General features: G+C 40.0%; 17 protein-coding genes, 1 other RNA gene and 1 other annotated feature. Of the genes, 16 read left to right on the forward strand and 2 right to left on the reverse strand.

All coding sequences use genetic code 11. The annotated features are described in order from the left end of the window. Positions 1 to 148 precede the first annotated feature (148 nt). Entirely contained in the window at positions 149 to 1,729 is a 1,581-nt protein-coding gene (locus tag C9J34_RS09765) for an N-acetylmuramoyl-L-alanine amidase family protein (RefSeq protein WP_107839678.1), read from the reverse strand. A 137-nt stretch (positions 1,730 to 1,866) separates the two neighbouring features. After that, positions 1,867 to 2,110, forward strand: a binding site (T-box leader). Between the two features lie 58 nt (positions 2,111 to 2,168). Between C9J34_RS09765 and hisS the strand changes: the two genes are divergently transcribed. From hisS to C9J34_RS09820, 10 genes are all read left to right on the forward strand, one after another. Continuing rightward, positions 2,169 to 3,443, forward strand: coding sequence for a histidine--tRNA ligase (hisS, locus tag C9J34_RS09770; protein WP_107839679.1), 1,275 nt, complete (start codon positions 2,169 to 2,171; stop codon positions 3,441 to 3,443). A gap of 158 nt (positions 3,444 to 3,601) precedes the next feature. After that, a complete protein-coding gene (gene aspS / locus C9J34_RS09780) occupies positions 3,602 to 5,374 on the forward strand; it encodes an aspartate--tRNA ligase (RefSeq protein WP_107839680.1) in 1,773 nt (590 codons plus the stop codon). 359 nt (positions 5,375 to 5,733) lie between these two features. Continuing rightward, a non-coding RNA gene (gene ssrS, locus C9J34_RS09785) (6S RNA) lies at positions 5,734 to 5,928 on the forward strand. Positions 5,929 to 6,059: 131 nt separating this feature from the next. Next, positions 6,060 to 7,958 (forward strand): N-acetylglucosamine-specific PTS transporter subunit IIBC, encoded by a 1,899-nt coding sequence (gene nagE, locus C9J34_RS09790; protein ID WP_107839681.1) that lies wholly within the window; start codon positions 6,060 to 6,062, stop codon positions 7,956 to 7,958. 12 nt (positions 7,959 to 7,970) lie between these two features. Next, entirely contained in the window at positions 7,971 to 9,110 is a 1,140-nt protein-coding gene (gene nagA, locus C9J34_RS09795; protein ID WP_107839682.1) for an N-acetylglucosamine-6-phosphate deacetylase, read from the forward strand. 286 nt (positions 9,111 to 9,396) lie between these two features. After that, on the forward strand, positions 9,397 to 10,113 hold the full coding sequence (locus C9J34_RS09800) for a sugar isomerase domain-containing protein (RefSeq protein WP_107839717.1): 717 nt from the start codon (positions 9,397 to 9,399) through the stop codon (positions 10,111 to 10,113). Between the two features lie 12 nt (positions 10,114 to 10,125). Then, complete coding sequence (locus tag C9J34_RS09805) at positions 10,126 to 10,389, forward strand: HPr family phosphocarrier protein (RefSeq protein ID WP_107839683.1); 264 nt, start codon at positions 10,126 to 10,128, stop codon at positions 10,387 to 10,389. 1 nt (position 10,390) lies between these two features. Next, positions 10,391 to 12,094, forward strand: a complete 1,704-nt coding sequence (gene ptsP / locus C9J34_RS09810) for a phosphoenolpyruvate--protein phosphotransferase (RefSeq protein WP_107839684.1) — start codon at positions 10,391 to 10,393, stop codon at positions 12,092 to 12,094. A 17-nt stretch (positions 12,095 to 12,111) separates the two neighbouring features. Next, on the forward strand, positions 12,112 to 12,816 hold the full coding sequence (locus C9J34_RS09815) for a glucosamine-6-phosphate deaminase (protein ID WP_238600616.1): 705 nt from the start codon (positions 12,112 to 12,114) through the stop codon (positions 12,814 to 12,816). Positions 12,817 to 13,102: 286 nt separating this feature from the next. Further along, positions 13,103 to 13,864 carry a tRNA threonylcarbamoyladenosine dehydratase gene (locus C9J34_RS09820; protein WP_107839686.1) on the forward strand — a complete coding sequence of 254 codons (762 nt, stop codon included), beginning with the start codon at positions 13,103 to 13,105 and terminating at the stop codon, positions 13,862 to 13,864. 43 nt (positions 13,865 to 13,907) lie between these two features. On the opposite strand, the gene C9J34_RS09825 is transcribed toward C9J34_RS09820, so the two are convergent. Continuing rightward, on the reverse strand, positions 13,908 to 14,240 hold the full coding sequence (locus tag C9J34_RS09825; protein WP_107839687.1) for a DUF4288 domain-containing protein: 333 nt from the start codon (positions 14,238 to 14,240) through the stop codon (positions 13,908 to 13,910). Between the two features lie 211 nt (positions 14,241 to 14,451). Between C9J34_RS09825 and C9J34_RS09830 the strand changes: the two genes are divergently transcribed. The 6 genes from C9J34_RS09830 (at position 14,452) to C9J34_RS09855 (ending at position 20,266) form a co-directional block, all read left to right on the forward strand. Beyond that, positions 14,452 to 15,627, forward strand: coding sequence for an amidohydrolase (locus C9J34_RS09830; RefSeq protein WP_107839688.1), 1,176 nt, complete (start codon positions 14,452 to 14,454; stop codon positions 15,625 to 15,627). Positions 15,628 to 15,807: 180 nt separating this feature from the next. Then, positions 15,808 to 16,215, forward strand: a complete 408-nt coding sequence (locus C9J34_RS09835) for an aminopeptidase (RefSeq protein ID WP_107839689.1) — start codon at positions 15,808 to 15,810, stop codon at positions 16,213 to 16,215. Next, entirely contained in the window at positions 16,212 to 16,727 is a 516-nt protein-coding gene (locus C9J34_RS09840; RefSeq protein ID WP_107839690.1) for a GNAT family N-acetyltransferase, read from the forward strand. Before C9J34_RS09835 ends, C9J34_RS09840 begins: the two co-directional genes overlap by 4 nt. Positions 16,728 to 16,800: 73 nt before the next feature. After that, positions 16,801 to 19,584: an ATP-dependent DNA helicase DinG gene (dinG, locus tag C9J34_RS09845; protein WP_107839691.1), complete on the forward strand. Its 2,784-nt coding sequence runs from the start codon at positions 16,801 to 16,803 to the stop codon at positions 19,582 to 19,584. Between the two features lie 19 nt (positions 19,585 to 19,603). Next, complete coding sequence (locus C9J34_RS09850; protein ID WP_107839692.1) at positions 19,604 to 19,774, forward strand: YpmA family protein; 171 nt, start codon at positions 19,604 to 19,606, stop codon at positions 19,772 to 19,774. 9 nt (positions 19,775 to 19,783) lie between these two features. After that, positions 19,784 to 20,266, forward strand: coding sequence for a cell wall elongation regulator TseB-like domain-containing protein (locus tag C9J34_RS09855; protein WP_107839693.1), 483 nt, complete (start codon positions 19,784 to 19,786; stop codon positions 20,264 to 20,266).

A 20,266-nucleotide genomic window follows, 5' to 3' on the forward strand; every position in this document is an offset into this window, starting at 1 on the left:
CAAAAGCTGTATTTTAGGAAAGTGCATACTTACACAGAAAAAGAATTTGAGAAACTATTTGTCAGCCTTATGTAATAGCCTTTCAATTAAATCTTCACGGTTCAAAAACAAAAACTGAGTAGCAAGATGTCTCCGCTACTCAGTTTCTTCATTGATTAAAATAAGCCAACAATCCTTGATAAATCCCGAGCGTTGCTTGCTCGCGGTAATAATCGGTTGTGATAGTTGCTTCCTCTGCTGCATTGCTTAAATAGCCTAGCTCAATTAAAATCGCACTTTGGTGATTTTCTCGTAGCACTAGGAAATTGCCGAATTGTGCACCACGGCTACGTAAATTCACCGTGCCTTCAAGCCCTTGCTGTACGGCTTCTGCAAGCCCTCTATTCGTATCTCCATAGTAATACGTTGTAAAGCCTGTAACTGAGCTTACTTCATTGGCATCGTAGTGAAGGCTAATAAATGCATCTGCATTCGCTTGATGCCCAACAGCTATACGTTTGCGTAAATCAACGAAAACATCTGCTTCACGTGTTAATTCAACATTGGCGCCTGCTGCCCGCAATTTTGATTTTAGTAACTCGGCAGTTTGCAGTGTCAACCCTTTTTCGTACGTACCGCGAACACCTGTCGTACCAGGGTCATTGCCACCGTGTCCAGGGTCAATGACGATTGTTAATCCTTGTAGTGTACCCTCTTTACGTGCTTTTGGTGTATTCGCTTTATTTGCTTCATTTTGTGAGGCTGAAACGACCCAATTTGCAACATACGCTTCTTTTTCTCCAACAGCGACTTTATACCATTCGCCTTCTTTCTCAATGATTGTATATTGTTGTCCAGCGTCTGCGCGGTGAACAACGGCTGATGATGTAGAGGCTTGTTCACGTAAGTTTGTGCCATTATAAATAATTGTGACACTTTCCGTAATTGGTGTTAATGGGTCAGCTGGTGTTTCTTGTTGCACTGTAAATGTGCCGTAAAAGCTATAAATCCAACCTGATTTTTTTTTCGAGTATTGGATTTCAACCCAATTATTTTTACGGCTTAATACTTTATATTGTTGATCTTTCGTTGCCACACCTAATATTTTAGATGTTGAGCTTGCCTTTTTACGGACATTGACGCTGTCGACAACAATGGTAAAGGTATTAGGGTCGTTTTCTACTGTATCTGTAGATGGTTGCTTTTCTTCTTTTTGCTCTTGATTCTGTTCTTGCTCTGGTGCAGGTGTCGGCTGTTTGTCATTGACGGTGATATACAATGTGGAAACCCAGCCAATCACATTTCCATATTGAATTTCAGCCCATTCCTGCTGCTGCCCAAGCAGCTGTGCCTCAGTGCCTAGTGAAAGCTGTGTCAAGACCGTCGCAGATAAGGATGGCTCTGAGCGGACATTGAGCTTGTCTACTTGTGCAATAACGACTTGCTGATTTGTATTTGGTTGTTCAGACACTGTTGCCTGTTTGATGAGCCATTTGGCTACCCAACCTTCCTTGCTATTAACCGTCACATGCATCCAATCGCCTCGTTCCTCAACTGAGGAAAGCAGCTGACCTTCTTTTAATGTTTCTAAAATTGGATAGGATAGACCAGGCCCTTCACGTAAATATAAAATTTCAGCGTTGACTATGTAATCATCTTTAGCAGCCTTGACACTGTGTGTTGTCGTTGGCGGTACCATCGCTAAAATAAGCATGATGCAAATCGTCCATAAAATAAAAGCTTTTTTCACTATAGCAACTCCTTTCCATAACTAAAGGCTACGATATTCATATTGTAAAAGCATTTCGCCATGAAAATCTATAGTTTTTTTGAAAATGGTTGACAAGTCCCGTATACATCATTATGATAAAGTATAAATTCAAAAACAAATCGCCAGTGACCAAGCAAGTAGCAATAACTAGGGCTGACACAGAGAGGGAAAAACATCGGCTGCAATTTTTCCTACAGTACGTTCATTGTGAATAACACTTGAGAGGCTTTTTCTCGAAATGCATCTTGCATAGTAGGGAAAAACGGAATCGGCCGTTATCCGATTATCGAGAGGGTGTAATATTTTTTACGCCAACTAGGGTGGAACCGCGGAAGTATGGATACAGCTTTCGTCCCTTGCATTATTGTGCAGGGGACGAGGGCTTTTTTTATTTTCTAAAAAGAGAGGGGAACTTATCATGAGTTTTAAAGTACCTAGAGGAACGCAAGATATTTTACCAGGCCAATCTGAAAAATGGCAGCTAATTGAAGAGAAAATTCGTGAATTATGCCATCTTTATCGCTATAAAGAAATTCGTACACCGATGTTTGAAGCGACGGAGCTATTCCAACGAGGTGTAGGAGATACGACAGATATCGTGCAAAAGGAAATGTATACCTTTGAAGATCGTGGAGGACGTTCTTTAACGCTTCGACCAGAGGGAACAGCTTCAGCCGTACGTGCCTATGTGGAGCATAAAATGTTTGGTCAGCCGGATCAACCGGTCAAGCTTTCCTATATGGGACCAATGTTCCGCTACGAGCGCCAGCAAGCTGGACGCTATCGTCAATTCGTGCAATTTGGGGTTGAGGCAATTGGCTCAGCTGATCCAGCCATTGATGCGGAAGTAATTGCATTAGTAATGGATATTTATAGCACAGTTGGTTTAAAAGATATTAAGCTCGTACTGAATTCATTAGGGGATAAAGAAACGCGGGACGCACACCGTCAGGCATTAATCGAGCATTTCCAGCCAAGTATTGGGGAGTTTTGTTCGGATTGTCAATCGCGTTTAGAGAAAAATCCTTTGCGCATTTTGGATTGCAAAGTGGATCGGGAACATCCGTTAATGGCATCAGCACCAGCATTGCCTGATTATTTAACAGCAGATTCAGCAGCCTACTTTGCGAAAGTGAAAATGTACTTAGATGCGTTAGGTATTGCTTATGAAATTGATCCAAACTTAGTGCGCGGGCTTGATTATTATAATCACACGACATTCGAAATTATGTCGACAGCAGCAGGCTTTGGTGCAATTACGACACTTTGTGGTGGCGGTCGTTACAACGGATTAGTTGAGGACATTGGCGGACCAGATATGCCAGGTATTGGCTTTGCACTGTCCATCGAGCGTCTGTTATTAGCGCTTGAAGCAGAGGGTGTGGAATTGGATGTGAAAGATGAGCTTGATTTATTCGTTGTTGCGCTTGATGATGAAGCGAAGGTGAAGGCAGCAGAATTAATTAGCTCTTTCCGTGCAAAAGGTATTTCCGCAGATATGGATTATATCGATCGTAAAATGAAAGCACAAATGAAGGCGGCTGACCGTTTAGGCGCAAAATTTGTATTAGTTTTAGGTGAAACGGAGCTTGCAGAGGCAGCGGCGAATGTTAAAACAATGGCAACAGGTGACCAACAAAAAGTTGCCTTCCATGATTTAGTGAACTATTTATCCCGTATTAACAGGTTGTAAGATTGCCGCTTAAAACATAAGGTGAAACTAAAATTTTAGTGGGGGATCAACAGCCTGTAAAAACCCGATTGGTGAAACTATTAATCAGTGGGGGAGAAAAAACCCACTGATTGAAGGCTCACTTTACTAGGACAGAAATAAATTTGGAGGAATCGATAATGGCACAAAGAACACATGCTTGTGGTGAAGTATACGAACAGCACGAAGGTCAAGAAGTAGTATTAAAAGGTTGGGTACAAAAGCGCCGTGACTTAGGGGGATTAATTTTCGTTGATTTACGCGATCGTACAGGAATTGTCCAAGTCGTATTTGGCGATGGAGCACCTGAAGCACTAACAGTGGCAGAAAAAATCCGCAGTGAATTTGTCATTGAAGTAGTAGGAAAAGTTGTACTTCGTCAAGAAGGGCAAGTGAACCCGAATTTGAAAACAGGTAAAATCGAAGTGATGGCTTCTACAATAACAATTATTAATGAAGCAAAAACACCGCCATTCGCAATTGATGATAAAGTGGAAATTGCAGAGGATTTACGTCTAAAATATCGCTATTTAGATTTACGTCGACCTGCTATGTTTGACACATTTAAAATGCGTTCAGATGTAACACGTACAATTCGCAACTTTTTACAAAACGAAGGCTTTTTAGAAGTGGAAACACCGATTTTAACAAAATCGACACCAGAAGGCGCGCGTGATTATTTAGTACCATCTCGCGTTCATGAAGGCGAGTTTTATGCATTGCCACAATCCCCACAATTATTTAAGCAGTTATTAATGGTATCGGGATTTGAAAAGTATTTCCAAATCGCACGTTGTTTCCGCGATGAAGATTTACGTGCAGACCGTCAACCAGAGTTTACACAAGTCGATATTGAAACATCGTTTATGACGATGGATGAAATTATCGCGATGAATGAGCGCTTAATTCAGCAAGTAATGCGCGATGTTAAAGGTGTGGAAGTAGAAGCACCATTCCAGCGTATGAGCTATCAAGAAGCGATGGCACGTTACGGCTCAGATAAGCCAGATGTACGCTTCGGTTTAGAATTAAAGCAGCTATCTGAAATTGTGAAAGATTCAGCTTTCGGCGTATTTGCAAATGCAGTGAAAGCAGGCGGTGAAGTAAAAGCAATCAATGTTAAAGGTGCGGCGGATAACTATTCACGTAAAGACATTGATGCATTAGGTGAATTTGCTGGACGTTACGGTGCAAAAGGGCTTGCATGGTTAAAAGTAACAGCAGAAGGCTTAAATGGACCAATTGCGAAGTTCTTTGAAGGTGATGCAGCAACAGCAATTATCGAAGCAACTGAAGCAGAGGCTGGCGACTTATTGTTATTTGTAGCGGATAAATCATCTGTTGTCGCAGATGCCCTTGGTGCATTACGCTTAAAATTAGGCAAAGAATTAAATTTAATTGATGAATCAACATTTGCGTTTTTATGGGTTGTTGATTGGCCATTATTCGAATACGATGAGGAAGAAGGGCGCTATTATGCAGCGCATCATCCATTCACACGTCCGTTCGATGAAGATCTGGCGTTAATGGATAGCAATCCAAAAGAAGTTCGTGCACAAGCGTATGACATCGTGTTAAACGGCTATGAGCTAGGTGGTGGCTCACTTCGTATTTATGAACGTGATTTACAAGAAAAAATGTTCGAGCTTTTAGGCTTTACACAAGAAGAAGCACACGCACAATTTGGCTTCCTATTAGAAGCATTTGAATATGGTGTACCTCCACACGGTGGTTTAGCATTTGGTCTTGACCGTTTCGTTATGTTGTTAGCTGGTCGCACAAACTTGCGTGACACAATTGCATTCCCGAAAACAGCATCGGCAAGCTGCTTGTTAACAGATGCGCCATCACAAGTGGCAGATGCACAATTAACAGAATTGCACTTAGCTGTAACAGCAAATAAAGAGAAATAATGAATTAAAACGTCATTTGAACGGTATTCTACCGACAAATGGCGTTTTTTGTAATATCTTGCGAGTAAATTTGAGTGTTTCACGTGCGATTTCCTTTGTCTTACGCGCGAAATTGAGTGTTTAATGAGCAGATTACTACTTTCGAACTACAAAATAGTTGTTTCCTGAAAGGTTCACTATTTAGAATAATGGGTAGGCTCTAAATGGTTGTTCAATTAAAAAATCATGATTGAAGATAATGCTGGAGGGGTATTCATATCTTCCAATAATCAGAATCTCCACTACAATGAAAACGTTTAAAAAATTCTATGCTGATTAACTTGAATATTCAGATTATTAGTGCTAAAATAACTTTAACACGAATCCTGAAGTGTTCGTTTTTTAGTTGTTAATCTATGTTTTGACCGAACATTAAATGAATGGGAGCCTTTATTTCACTTACGGCAAGCATGCCTCTTATTTGGAACGGGACGTTTAATGTAATGAAGCGGGCACCCACCTGCAAGGCGCGGGTTCAAAACTTTTAGCAATATAACGGCACATTCGGGATTCGTTCTTTTTTATCTAGCTGTCTATTTCGTATTTTCATAACTTCTTTTCAAAATAATCTAGAAAAGCGTTTTCATTTTATGTATACTTGTATAGACAACTAGTCCAAAATTAAAAATTAAAGGGGGATTATTAAATGTTAGCTTTTTTACAAAAAATTGGTAAATCACTAATGTTTCCAATAGCTACATTACCAGCAGCTGCATTGCTTGTGCGTTTCGGGCAAGAGGATATGCTGAACCTACCTGTTATCGCAGCAGCAGGCGATGGCATTTTAGGAAATTTACCTATTATCTTTGCGATTGGTATAGCGATGGGCTTTGCCTTTGATGCGAGCGGTGGCGCCGCACTTGCAGGGGCGATTGCCTATCTTGTTTTAACAAAAGGCCTAGGGGCATATGATGAAACGATTAATATGGGCGTATTTGGTGGAATTATCGCGGGGGTTATTGCAGGTCTACTTTATAATAAATTTTATAATGTGAAATTCCCTGAATGGTTATCATTCTTCGGAGGAAGACGATTTGTTCCGATTATTACCGCCTTGGTAATGACTGTGTTAGTATTTGTATTTGGGGTCATTTGGCCACCGATTCAAGGTGTTCTAGATAGTGGCGCAGATTGGATTTTAGGAGCAGGTGGCTTAGGTGTAGGTGTGTATGGCTTCTTAAACCGTTTATTAATTCCTGTCGGCTTACACCATGTAATGAATACAATTATTTGGTTTGATTTTGGTACATTTACAACGGCAGCAGGTGAGATTGTTAAAGGGGATATTAACCGCTTCTTAAAAGGTGACCCAACAGCAGGAACATTTTTAGCTGGTTTCTTCCCAATTATGATGTTCGGTTTACCAGCGGCATGTTTAGCGATGTATTTCGCAGCGAAAAAGGAAAAGCGTGCAGCAGTTGGTGGGATGTTCTTATCGATTGGATTAACAGCCTTTGTGACGGGGGTAACAGAGCCGATTGAATTCACATTTATGTTCTTATCGCCAGTGTTATACGCTGTACATGCAGTGCTGACAGGTATTTCATTATATGTTACAGAAGCATTAGGCGTATTACATGGCTTTGGCTTCTCAGCTGGTTTGATTGACTACTTACTGAACTTTGGTATTGCAACAAAGCCAGCATTAATACTGGTAATTGGTCTCGTATTTGGTGTCATTTACTTTGTTGTATTCTACTTCTTAATTAAAGCCTTGGATTTAAAAACACCTGGGCGTGAAGATGATGAGGATGAAGCAGCGCTTGAAGGTTCAGCAGATGAAGTATTAGACGCGAAAGCGTTTCATATGATTGAAGGTCTTGGTGGTCCAGCCAATATTAATGAAGTAGCTTATTGTACAACACGTTTGCGTCTATCATTAAAGGATACAACGGTAATTGATGAAGCGTTATTAAAACGTTACGGCGCAAAAGGTGTAATGCGTATGAATAAAACAGCAGCACAAGTTATCATTGGGACGTCTGTAGAGTTTTTAGGCGATGCAATGAAAGAAAGATTGAAAAAAGGGCATCCCCCATTAAAAAATGAAGTTGTTGTGGAAGAAGCAGTGCAACAAAATGCGCAAGTAGCGCGTTCTATGACTGTAGCGATGCCTGCAACAGGTGAACTATTACCATTAACGGCTGTGCCAGATCAAGTATTTTCAACTGGTATGATGGGACCTGGTTTTGCGGTAAGTCCAACTGATGGTGTATTCGTATCGCCAGTGGATGCTGAAGTGGCGATGGTTTTCCCAACGAAGCATGCGGTTGGTTTAATGACAAAAGACGGCGTAGAAATTTTAATTCATGTTGGCTTAGATACAGTGAAATTAAATGGCGAAGGCTTTGAAACACTTGTGACACAAGGGCAAACAGTGAAAAAAGGAGACCCATTGTTAAAGGTTGATTTACCAGCGGTCAGCGCAGCAGCACCATCTGTTGTAACGCCAGTTGTATTTACAAATTTACAAGGTAAAGAAATTAAAGTAACGAATAGTGGCACATTAAAGCATGGGGAAGCTATTACGATTGAAATTAATTAAGGACTGATAAGGATGACAAAGCCATTCATTTTAGAAAATGTGACAGTTGTGAATTATGATGGTCTAACAGAGCATCGTAATGTCACAATTGAAGGGGCGCAAATTGCAACAATCACAGAAAATAACGAAAATGGTACGGGAATAGATTGTACAGGATACTACTGCTTACCAGGCTTTATCGATATGCATATTCATGGAGCGGATGGTGTGGATACGATGGATGCGACAACAGCGTCGCTCCATCAGTTCGCTGCGGCACTTGTAGCAGAAGGGACGACAGGTTTTTTAGCGACAACGATGACCCAAAGCGAGGAAGCGATTGAAGCAGCATTGCGAAATATTGCTACATTCGAGCAAGAGGTAGGAGAAGCCAATCTATTAGGTGTTCATTTAGAAGGACCATTTATTTCAGCACATTGTGCAGGAGCGCAACCAATCCAGCATATTCAGTCACCATCGATTGAAAAATATCAACGTTGGCATGAATTGAGTGGACATAAAATTAAGCAAATGACGATTGCACCAGAAGAAGGAATGGAGCTTGTCCACTATGCGAAGGAATTAGGTGTGATTGTTTCCATTGGTCATTCCAATGCCTCGGCAAAGGAAGCGAAAGAAGCCGTTGCACAAGGTGTTACACAAGGTACACATTTATATAACCAGATGAGAGCGATGCACCATAGAGAGCCTGGTGTTGTGGGAACCGTTTTATTAGAAAGAGATGTCTATGTTGAAATGATTGTTGATTTTATTCATATACATCCTGAAATGGTAGATTTAGCATATCGTTTGAAAGGGCCCGAAAAAATCATTTTAATTACAGATGCAATGCGTGCCAAAGGGTTGGCCTATGGAAAATATGATTTAGGTGGGCAAGAGGTAAATGTAACCGAGAAGGGTGCTCATTTAGCTAATGGCGCACTTGCTGGCAGCATTTTGAAAATGAATGATGCACTGCGCAATATGCAGCAGGCAACAGGTGCTACTTGGCAGGAGCTTGTTCAAATGTCGTCATTCAATGCGGCCAAGCAATTAGGGCTATCACAAAAAGGCTATATTGCGGCTGGAAAAGATGCAGACTTAGTTATAGTGAATGAAAATTTACAAGTACAATATACGATTGTTAATGGTAAAATTGCTTACTCCGCATGAGAAAGTGAATCTTCAAGTGGGGGACATTTGCCCCCACTTGAAGAACTTCATATCTTGTGAAATGCTTATGTGGCTAACATCACGTTGAGCCAAGTTAGATTTGACAAGCTGTCTGTCCCCCTACTTAAACATTTTACTTCCCTTCGATATGGAATAAAAAGAGGATTTGCTATTCCACAAAACTTTTAAAGGTACGGTTAGCTGTTGTTAAGTGCTGGGTAAAGTTTCATTTTGGCAACAACAGCAGTAAAATAGTAGATAATGATTGAAGATTGCGGGTGAGGAAATGCATCAATATTTTAAAAATATTCAGCAATTGCTGAATCAAGTAGAGCAGCAAGAGCAATTACTAAAAGAAGTTGCTGCAACGATTACGACAAACATTTCAAAAGGTGGTATTATACAATTATTCGGTGCAGGACACTCCTTTCTGTTAGCAGAGGAGCAATTTTATCGTGCTGGAGGCCTTGTTCCAGTAAAGCCGATTTATATTGACTCATTAATGCTTGCAGCGGGGCCTGTTACATCTTCTCGCAATGAGCGTACAGAAGGTGTCGTACCGGCGCATCGACATTTATTTGATATTTGTCCAGAAGATACGGTCATTATTATTTCAACTTCAGGCCGTAATGCAGCACCGATTGAAATGGCATTTGAAGCAAAAGAACGTGGCGCACTTGTTATTTCTTTGCAATCATTATGTTATACTAAACAGGAAAGCACACATAGTAGTGGCAAGCGTTTAGAGGAAATAGTAGATATCGTTTTAAATACATCTGTGCCAGTTGGAGATGGTGTGTTACATAGTGGCGATTATCAATATGGGGCAAGCTCTACAATTGTTGGTGCAACAATGCTCAACGCACTTGTTAGTATGGTCATTGAGCAGCTTTTAGCGGTACAGCAGGAGGCGCCTGTTTTTGTTAGTAATAACATCAATGAGTCATCTGCTAAAAATGAAAAGTACTGCAAGCAATTTGAAAAAAGAATTACATTTAACTAGGAGGAATTTATTATGGAAAAATCATTCACAATTACAGCAGCAGAAGGATTACACGCACGCCCATGTACATTATTGGTACAAGGAGTTTCCGCATTCCAATCAAATGTAACGATTTCTTACAACGGTCGTGAAGCAAACTTAAAATCAATTATGGGTGTTATGGCCTTGGCGATTCCATCTGGTGGGGCAATTACGGTTAAGGCTGAAGGCGATGATGCAGCAGCAGCACTTGCAAAAGTGGAAGAAGTAATCAAATCACAAGGTATTGGTCAATAATATGAGACAATTGCAAGGAATCGCTGTATCAGAAGGAGTGGCTGTTGCAAAAGCATATCGTTTAGCAGAGCCTGATTTATCCATTACCGAGCGTGAGGGAATTGAACCGTCTGCAGAAAAACAACGCTTTCATGACGCAATTGCAAATGCTAAAGTACAGCTTGAGAAAATTCGTGATTATGCAATTTCGATGGTTGGTGAGGAGGAGGCAGAAATTTTTTCTGCTCATTTACTCGTTTTACAAGATCCAGATTTCCATGCAGCGATTGAAGGCGAAATTGCTCAAAATACACAAGCTGAAAAAGCTTTGCAAAAAATTGCTCAACAATTTATCGATTTATTTAGCCAAATGGATAATGAATATATGCGTCAACGTGCAGCAGATATTGAAGATGTGACACGTCGCATTTTAGCTTGCTTGCTCGGTAAAATATTGCCTGATGTATCACAAATCGATGAGGAAGTCGTATTAATTGCTTACGACTTATCGCCATCTGTAACGGCACAATTAAACAAGCAATATGTAAAAGGTTTCATCACAACGATTGGTGGACGTACATCACATACAGCGATTTTAGCGAGAACGTTGCAAATTCCAGCTGTTGTTGGTGTAAAGGAAGCGGAAACAATTGCCCATGGTGAAATGGTGTTATTAGATGGTGCTTCAGGTCAACTTAGCATTAATCCATCGGAAGAAGCGCAACGTGAAGCGAAAGAGCGTATGGCAGTACAAGCAGAACGCGAAAAGCAGCTGCAACAATATGTTGAGAAAGAAAGTGTAACAGCTGATGGCGCACATATTGAGCTTGCGGCCAATATTGGTAGCGTGCAAGATGTAGAGGCTGTATTAAAAGTTGGTGCTGACGGTGTTGGCTTATTCCGTACAGAGTTTTTATATATGGATAGCACGGCATTGCCAACAGAAGAGCAGCAATTTGAGCTTTATAAAGCTGTACTTGAAAAAATGAATAACAAACCAGTCGTTGTTCGTACTTTGGATATTGGTGGCGATAAGCATTTAGAATATTGGCAACTACCGAAAGAAGAGAATCCATTTTTAGGACAACGTGCGATTCGCCTTTCTTTAGCAAATGAAGAAATCTTTGTGACACAATTGCGTGCTTTATTGCGTGCAAGCCAGTATGGTAATTTAAAAATTATGTTTCCAATGATTGCGACAATGCAGGAGTTGCGCCAAGCGAAAGCGATTTTGCAACGGGAGCACGATGCATTAGCTAGTGAAGGCATAGCAATTGGCAAATATGAAGTAGGCATTATGATTGAAGTGCCATCTGCAGCAATTTTAGCGGATGTGCTAGCACGTGAAGTCGATTTCTTCTCGATTGGTACAAACGATTTAATTCAATATACATTTGCATCAGATCGTATGAATGAGGCAACAGCTTATTTATATGAGCCGTTCCATCCAGCAATCATCCGTTTGATTGAGCAAGTAGCTTCAAGTGCTCATAAGCATGGTATTTGGGCAGGGATGTGTGGAGAAATGGCTGGTGAAGAGTTAGCATTGCCTGTTTTGTTAGCCTTAGGATTAGATGAATTATCGATGAGTGCGAGCGCTGTTTTACGCACAAGAGAAAATTTATCAAAATTAAATAAAAAAGTATTACAACAGCAAGTAGATAAGCTATTAGCATGCGAATCTGCGGAGCAAGTAAAAGACTGGGCGAAGCAGGTGTACAATTAGTAAGGAGGAAATTCGTTGTGGCATTACAACTGAAAACATTTGAAAGTGTCGATGAACTATACGATTTTGCGGCACAATTTTTACAGCAAAAAGTAAAGGAGGGTGCAAAGACGTTTGGTTTAGCGACAGGCGGAACAATGCAGCCCCTTTATAAAAACTTACGTCAAAGCGATGTAGACTTTTCAAATTGTACAAGCTTTAACCTAGATGAGTATATTGGCTTACCGATCGAGCATCCTGAAAGTTACTTTACATATATGCAAAAGGAGCTTTTTGAGCACAAGCCGTTTAGCAAAAACTATTTACCCAATGGTTTAGCAGAGGATGCAGACGCGGAAGCAGCACATTATAATGAGTTACTTGCGCAGCATCCAGTTGATGTGCAGCTATTAGGGGTAGGGGAAAACGGACATATCGGCTTCAATGAACCAGGCACGCCATTCTCTGAAAAGACACATGTTGTAACATTAACAGCATCAACACGTGAAGCAAATGCACGCTTCTTTAATTCGATTGATGAAGTGCCTGAAAAGGCCATCACGATGGGAATCGCTAATATTTTACAAGCTAAAGAAGTTTTACTAATTGCAGTTGGCGAGAAAAAACGTGCTGCTTTGGAATCTTTAGTGCGCGGAGAAGTATCGGTGGACTCACCAATTACTGTATTGCAACAACATGCGAATGCAGTAGTTTTAACAGATTTAAATATTTCGCTTGCTTAATCGCGCTTTTTTGTATATATTTTTCAAGTATTCATCTTTTCTAAGTATAATACTCGGAATAAAGGGTTCGTCTGAAAAGAAATTTTGAGATGAACCCTTTGCGACGAGAATGGTCACAATACATTGTCACCATTCTCGTCGCAAATGTTTTCTCTGTACCGAAAGCGAAGCGACAGGTACAATAGTTTTTAGCAAATATTCCGTGTATGGGCTAAGGGTTATCTGAAAAGGGGATCTTTTCGGATAGCCTTATTTTTTTTACAAAATCGATATGGAGTGATCAAAAATGTTACATCAATTTTCGCGCAATGAACTTGCAATAGGCAGTGAAGGGTTAGCGCTTTTAAAAAATACAACGGTAGCGATTTTAGGGGTAGGTGGCGTAGGTTCATTTGCGGCTGAAGCATGTGCACGTAGCGGTATCGGTCGTATTATTTTAGTTGATAAGGACAATGTGGACATTACAAATGTTAACCGTCAATTAGTTGCTTATTTATCAACAGTCGGTAAATCGAAATCCGCTGTAATGAAGGAGCGTATTGCTGATATTAATCCAGAATGTGAAGTCATCGACATGCATATGTTTTATACGGAAGAAACGTATGAGCAATTTTTTGCCCAAGGCATCGATTATGTCATTGATGCGAGCGATACAGTGATGTATAAAATTCATTTAATGAAAGAGTGTTTAAAACGCAATATCCCGATTATTTCAAGCATGGGGGCAGCCAATAAAATGGACCCGACACGCTTCCAAATTGCTGATATTTCAAAAACACATACTGACCCATTGGCGAAAATTATTCGTACAAAACTGCGCAAAGAGGGCATTAAAAAAGGGGTAATGGTTGTCTTTTCAGACGAATCACCTGTTGTTGTGCGAGAGGATGTTGTACAGCATGTTGGTAAGCCAGATGCGATAATCCGCAAAGCCAAAATGCCACCAGCTTCAAACGCCTTTGTGCCATCTGTAGCAGGCTTAATCGCGGCGAGCTGGGTTGTTAATACAATCGTGAAGGATATTCATATTGCACGTGTGAATGATTAAATAAAAAGTTGATGTAGATTTTTTGAATCTACATCAGCTTTTTTCATTTATCAAGTGAATATAGCTCAATCACTTCGCTCGCAGTAATTAACCGCTCAAATGGTAAAAAACGGCAGTATACTTCTTTAAAATCAATATCCTCTTCAAATTCGTCAATCACTTCGAATATATCTAAAATTGTGACAAACCGCCAAGTTGTTTGTCCACCCAGCGCATTTTCATATGTTTCATCAACAAAATAATCTCGCACTTTTTGTTCAATATCATCTTTGCTTCCTGCTTTAACTAATCGGATTGTTTCTTCAAATGTTTTACTTAAATCAGGATTGGGCACGACAATAGACTCTAGTAATACTTTTACGGAATAGATTTTCATGCTAACACCTCCTCCAGCTTATTTTATCCCATATTAACAGGCTGTAAGACTCCTACTTCAAAATATAAGGTAAAGCCAAAATATTTAAGTGCAGGATCAACAGCCTATAAAAACTTGGTTGGTAGTTTCACTATATCATTCTCGTGACTTCATATCTTTAATTTGTTAATATTTAAAATAGTTAGATAATTAGTTTCGGGGGGCATGAAGGATGGATAATTTATATCAACTATTAGCGCAGCATTATGATGAAATGGTCGAAATTCGCAGGCATTTACATGAAAATCCAGAGCTATCACATGAAGAAGTGGAAACACCGAAATATATTGCAGCGTACCATCATACACTGGGACATGAAGTACGAGAATTTGTTGGTGGCAGAGGTGTTATAGCGAAATTACATGGGGCAAAGCCTGGGAAAACGGTCGCGTTACGCGCGGATTTCGATGCTTTAGCGATTCATGAGCAAAATACATTTTCCTACAAATCTAAAATTGATGGCAAAATGCACGCATGTGGTCATGATGGACATACAGCGACATTGCTGGTTTTAGCGAAAGTATTAAATAAATTGCGTGAGCAAATTGCAGGTACAATTGTCTTTATTCATCAATTTGGTGAGGAGGTAACGCCCGGTGGTGCATTGCCAATGATTGAGGATGGTTGCTTAGATGGTGTCGATGTAATATATGGTACACATTTATCAGCAGGCGTTCCATTAGGGACAATTTCAGTAAAAGAAGGTCACCTGATGGCAGCAGCGGACGGCTTTGAAATTACGATTCATGGCAAAGGTGGTCATGGTGCATCACCGCATGATACGAAAGATGCTGTCATGATTGGCTCACAATTTGTGGTATCAGCACAACAAGTAGTTGGTCGACGTGTTAACCCTGTGCGACCAGCAGTTGTCTCTGTCTGTCATTTTGAAGCGGTAAATCCCTTTAATGTAATTGCCGATTCGGCTGTGCTAAAAGGAACGGTGCGTACATTTGATGCAGAGGTGCGTGACCAAATTGAAAAAGAGCTAGAGGAAGTAGTGAAATCAGCTTGCTTATTATATGGTGCTGATTACACATACACATATAATCGTGGTTACTCATCTGTCATCAATGATGCGGAAACGACGCGCCATTTTATGGAGGAAGTAACAAATGTGCCGAAAGTAGAGAAGCTAGTTGTTGCTGACTTAGCGATGGGTGGAGAGGATTTTGCCTACTATTTAGAGAAAGTACCTGGCACATTTTATTTTACAGGAGCGAAAAATCCTGAATGGGAAATTGCATACCCACACCATCATCCGAAATTTGATATTGATGAAAGAGCATTGCTCATCGCAGCAAATACGCTTGGACATGCAACATTATCTTACTTACAGCAGTCCTAATTAGAGAAAGTGAAGCCAGTTCGGCTTCACTTTTTTTATGTAATTTAATAGAAGAAGTATGATTCGCCCATTAAAACAGGTGTTTCGCCCACAAGATACTCGAATTTGCTCGTTAAACTATAGATTTTGCCCACAAAATAAAACATTGTGTTACGATTTTAATAGAAAGGGGGGAGCTGGGTGCACTTAATTAAAATGGAATATCGCGGTTTAAATATATTTGATGAAATAAGTGTTGTTGAAGTAGCGTTTGATATAGAAGCTTCAACGATTCATATAGTGGATGCTAGTATGACAGTAGCACCGACCTACAATTTTACGAAAAAGCACGACGAGCTCTCAGAAGGCTTTTTGAAAATGGCACAGGTACTTTATCAAAAGCACTATATGAAGGTAGAAGCTTATTCGCTTCAGCAATGGATTGACGAGATTACATGGCAATTTTACGGGCTTGGGGATGTAGTGAAAACATATGAAAATGGGTGTTTCGCCAAAAATAAGGTTGCGAACTTACAAACATGGAGCGATGAAGCCTTACAACAAGCGAATTTCAATCCATTATATATTAGAAAGGGAAAATCAACATGAACATACAAACAGAGCGCTTACTTATTAGAGAATTTAAAAATAATGATTGGCAAGCATTATACGAATACAGTGCCGATCCAATTGTGATGCACTATTTACCAGAGGATGCATTTACAGAAAAAGAGGCACAACAATTTGTACAGGTGAATCAAGGAGAGAAAGCTGAGAAATTTGCGGTTATTTTAAGGGAGACGAATGAATTGATTGGGCATATTGCCTTCTTCCGTTATTTCGGTGAGCATACATATGAAATTGGCTGGGTGTTTAATCCGAAATTTTATCAAAAAGGCTATGCCACAGAAGCAGCACAGGCGGTCATACATTACGGTTTTACAAAATGTAAGCTACACCGTATTATCGCAACATGTCAGCCTGAAAATACAGCTTCGTGGCGCATTATGGAGAAAATCGGTATGCGTAAAGAAGGTTATTTTAAAAAATGTATTCCAACCAAAGAAGGTTGGTGGGATGAGTATTATTATGCCATTTTAGCAGAAGAGTATTTACAGTAGAGTAGCTACATGACCAAACAAGTCTTTCTATGATAAAATTTATCTATTCGAAAAGATGAACTGTGAGTTGATAATGATGGAAAGTCAAAAATATGCAATAGTCGATTTGGAAACGACAGGTCATTCGTTTGTGAACGGTGATCGTATCATTCAAATAGCGATTGTGATGATGAAGGATTGGCGTATTGAGAATACATTTACAACTTTTATCCATCCAGAAAAGTCGATCCCTTTATTTATTCAAGACTTAACAAATATAACAAATGCGGACGTAGCAAATGCGAAGCCGTTTGCAGCATATGGGCAAGTGATTTATGATTTATTGCAGGATGCGATATTTGTTGCGCATAATGCAGATTTTGATTATGCCTTTTTGCAGGCTGAATTGAGAAGAGCAGGCTTACCAGCTTTACAGGGGAAAAAGCTAGATACAGTGGAGCTTGCAAAAATCATTTTTCCAACGGCATTAAGCTATAAATTAGGCGATTTAGCACAGGAATTACATATTCCACTTAAGCAGGCACATCGCGCGGATGATGATGCGAAAGCAACGGCACAATTGTTAAAAGCATGTTGGGAAGAGCTGAATTTGCTGCCTCAAGCAACAATCGAGCAATTACATAAACGCTCGTTTCAATTGAAATCAGATATTTCACACTTGCTATTTTCCGCACTTCATTTAAAAAGAAGTACGACTAAGGAAGAGCGAGGCTTTATTTATGAGCACCAACTAGCGATCAAGCAACCACCAGCTGTTCCACAAAAAACAATAACGGAACATAGCTATCCGAAAACGCGTAAAGACAAACTTGCACTGTTGCAAAAGGCCATGCCATCCTTTGAGGAGCGACCGCAGCAATTTCAAATGATGGATATTATTTGGCATAGCTTACATGATAAACAGGAAGCAATGATTGAAGCATCTACAGGAATTGGCAAGACATTGGCCTATTTATTGCCGTCTTTTTACTATGCAAAGCAAAATGGAAGAAAAATAGGGATTAGCACATACACATCTAATTTGTTAGACCAGCTGATGTATGAGGAGCTTGCAAAGCTAGAACAAGTGACAGGTGAGCGTGTGCATGTTGCTTTATTAAAAGGTATGCAAAATTATATCGATATTGGGCGTTTCGCGAAGATTTTGAAAGTCGATGATGAATCTTACGATGAAACATTAGCGATTGCGCAAGTAATTACTTGGCTTGCGAAAACGGAAACGGGCGATTTAAGCGAGCTGAATATGTCAGGTGGCGGACAGCTGTTTTTAGAGAAAATTCGCAAGTTAAAATGGGCAGCGACAAAGCAATTTGATTTTTACAGCTATGCGATTGAACAAAGTAAACATGCAGACATATTGATGACAAATCATGCGATGTTGCTAGCCGATTTAGTGCGACAAGAGCAATTGTTTGATAATATTGGTGGCTGGATTATTGATGAAGCACATCAGTTTATTCAAGCGGCTATTCAGCAAGATGAGAAGATTTTCTCCTATACAGCATGGAAATATTTGTTTGGACAAATCGGCATGACTGGGGATGGACAGCTTTTTGATAAATTGCAGCAAATGGCTGTCACAACAGGACGTGTCCCAAGACCGTTATTAAAACAGACGGAGCAACACTTCCGCCGATTAGCGACGACATTTGATCAAGTGATGCAATCGTTTATTGGACAGCTACAGCGTATACTACGCGAAGCACATCGACAGGAAATGAAGCAGACGGTGATGTTGACAGAGTTAGATGTTGATGTGCAGCATTGTGCGCAGCTATCCTTTTCCATGCAAACCTGGATTGATAGTGCGGAGCAAATACTTCAAATGTTTTATGAACATCAGGAGGAAGTTTCGCTTACGCAGCAATATATTATAGATGAATGGCAGTATTGGATTCATGAATTTAAAATAAAAGCAGCGGAATGGGATGAATTATTCGTATTGCGCCAAGCAGATTATTTTGCATGGTTTGAACTGGATAAACGCAGCATACCAGGAAGCATACAACTGTTGAAAAAACCACTACATGTAACAGCGAGCATTGAGCGACTATTTGCGCAAGTAAGGGAGCAAGCAGCGATTGTTTGGACATCGGGTACGTTAACTGTTCCAAATAATGAACGCTTTATTGCAGATCAGCTTGGGGTTGCAACAAATGTACCGATCAATCGTTTACAGGCATCGTCCAATTATTACCAAGGAGCACGTTGTTTTATCGTTACAGATATGCCAGATATTCAAGCCGTGTCACAGCACGACTATATTGAAGAAATGGCTTATGCGATCACAAGAATCGTGCGCACGACAGAGGGGCGTTGCTTTGTATTGTTTACGTCCCAAGACATGTTGCGTAAAACGGTGTTGTTAATTCAAGAAACGAAATTGCTAGGTGACTATATGCTATTTGCGCAAGGTGTGACAGTGGGGAGCCGCATGCGTCTATTAAAATCATTTCAGAAATTTAGTCATTCTGTATTATTTGGAACAAATAGTTTTTGGGAAGGAGTAGACGTACCAGGAGACGGGCTAACCGCAGTTATCGTTGTTAGGCTGCCATTCTCTGCTCCAAACGAGCCGACCTTTAAAGCAAAATCACAAATGCTACAGGCGCAAGGGCACAATGCTTTTACAGAACTTGCTTTACCAGAGGCAGTTTTACGCTTTAAACAAGGCTTTGGGCGTTTAATACGCTCTTCCAAAGATAGTGGTGCATTTATTATTTTGGATCGCCGAATTGATGCGAAATCATATGGCAAAGAATTTCTTTCTGCTTTACCGCCAATTTCTATTCAAAAACTATCGCTAGAACATATGGTACAAGCGCTTGGAAATTGGTATAATAACAGACATGAGTAAAGAAAGCAGGTTGACAATCATGGAAAGTAAAGTCGAAGTATTATCGATTGTGAAAATAAACTATCAATCTGATCTGTATAAGGTCGTTGATACGCTAAATCGAACGTTAAAAGAGCAAAATTTAATGTTTGGCTTAGCGTTAGACCGAGAAGATCAAGAAAAAGCAATTTTCACGATTTATCGCACTTAAGGTGATTCAATGAAAAAGTGGATAATTTTTAGTACAGTCTTTCTCGTCTCTTTGTCACTTGTTATCTCCATTTTAGTACTCTGGAAAGCCGATGCTCCATTTAATGATATGGAGAAAAAGGCTGAGCAATTAGCGCTCACATCAAAGTCGCTCGCGATTGTTTCGGACTCTTATGCCTATAATGGCAATAAGCCGTATGTTACCGTATTCGGGGTAGACGAATATGGTAAGGAGAAAGCAATTTTTGTTCCAATCACTTTAGAAGAAAATGCGATTCAGGAAGTATTTTTGCAGGACGGAATAACGAAAGAACAAGCGCTAGCAGTGTTGCATGATGAAGCGACAGTAAAAAAGATACTTCATACAAAGTTAGGCTATGAGCAACAAGGGGCCGTGTGGGAAATTACTTATTTGAACAATACGGACCAGTTGAATTATGTTTATATTTTGTTTGAAGATGGTCAATGGTGGAAACGTATTTTGAATTTGTAG

Origin of the sequence: Metasolibacillus meyeri (assembly GCF_003049505.1) — a bacterium.
GTDB lineage: Bacteria > Bacillota > Bacilli > Bacillales_A > Planococcaceae > Metasolibacillus > Metasolibacillus meyeri.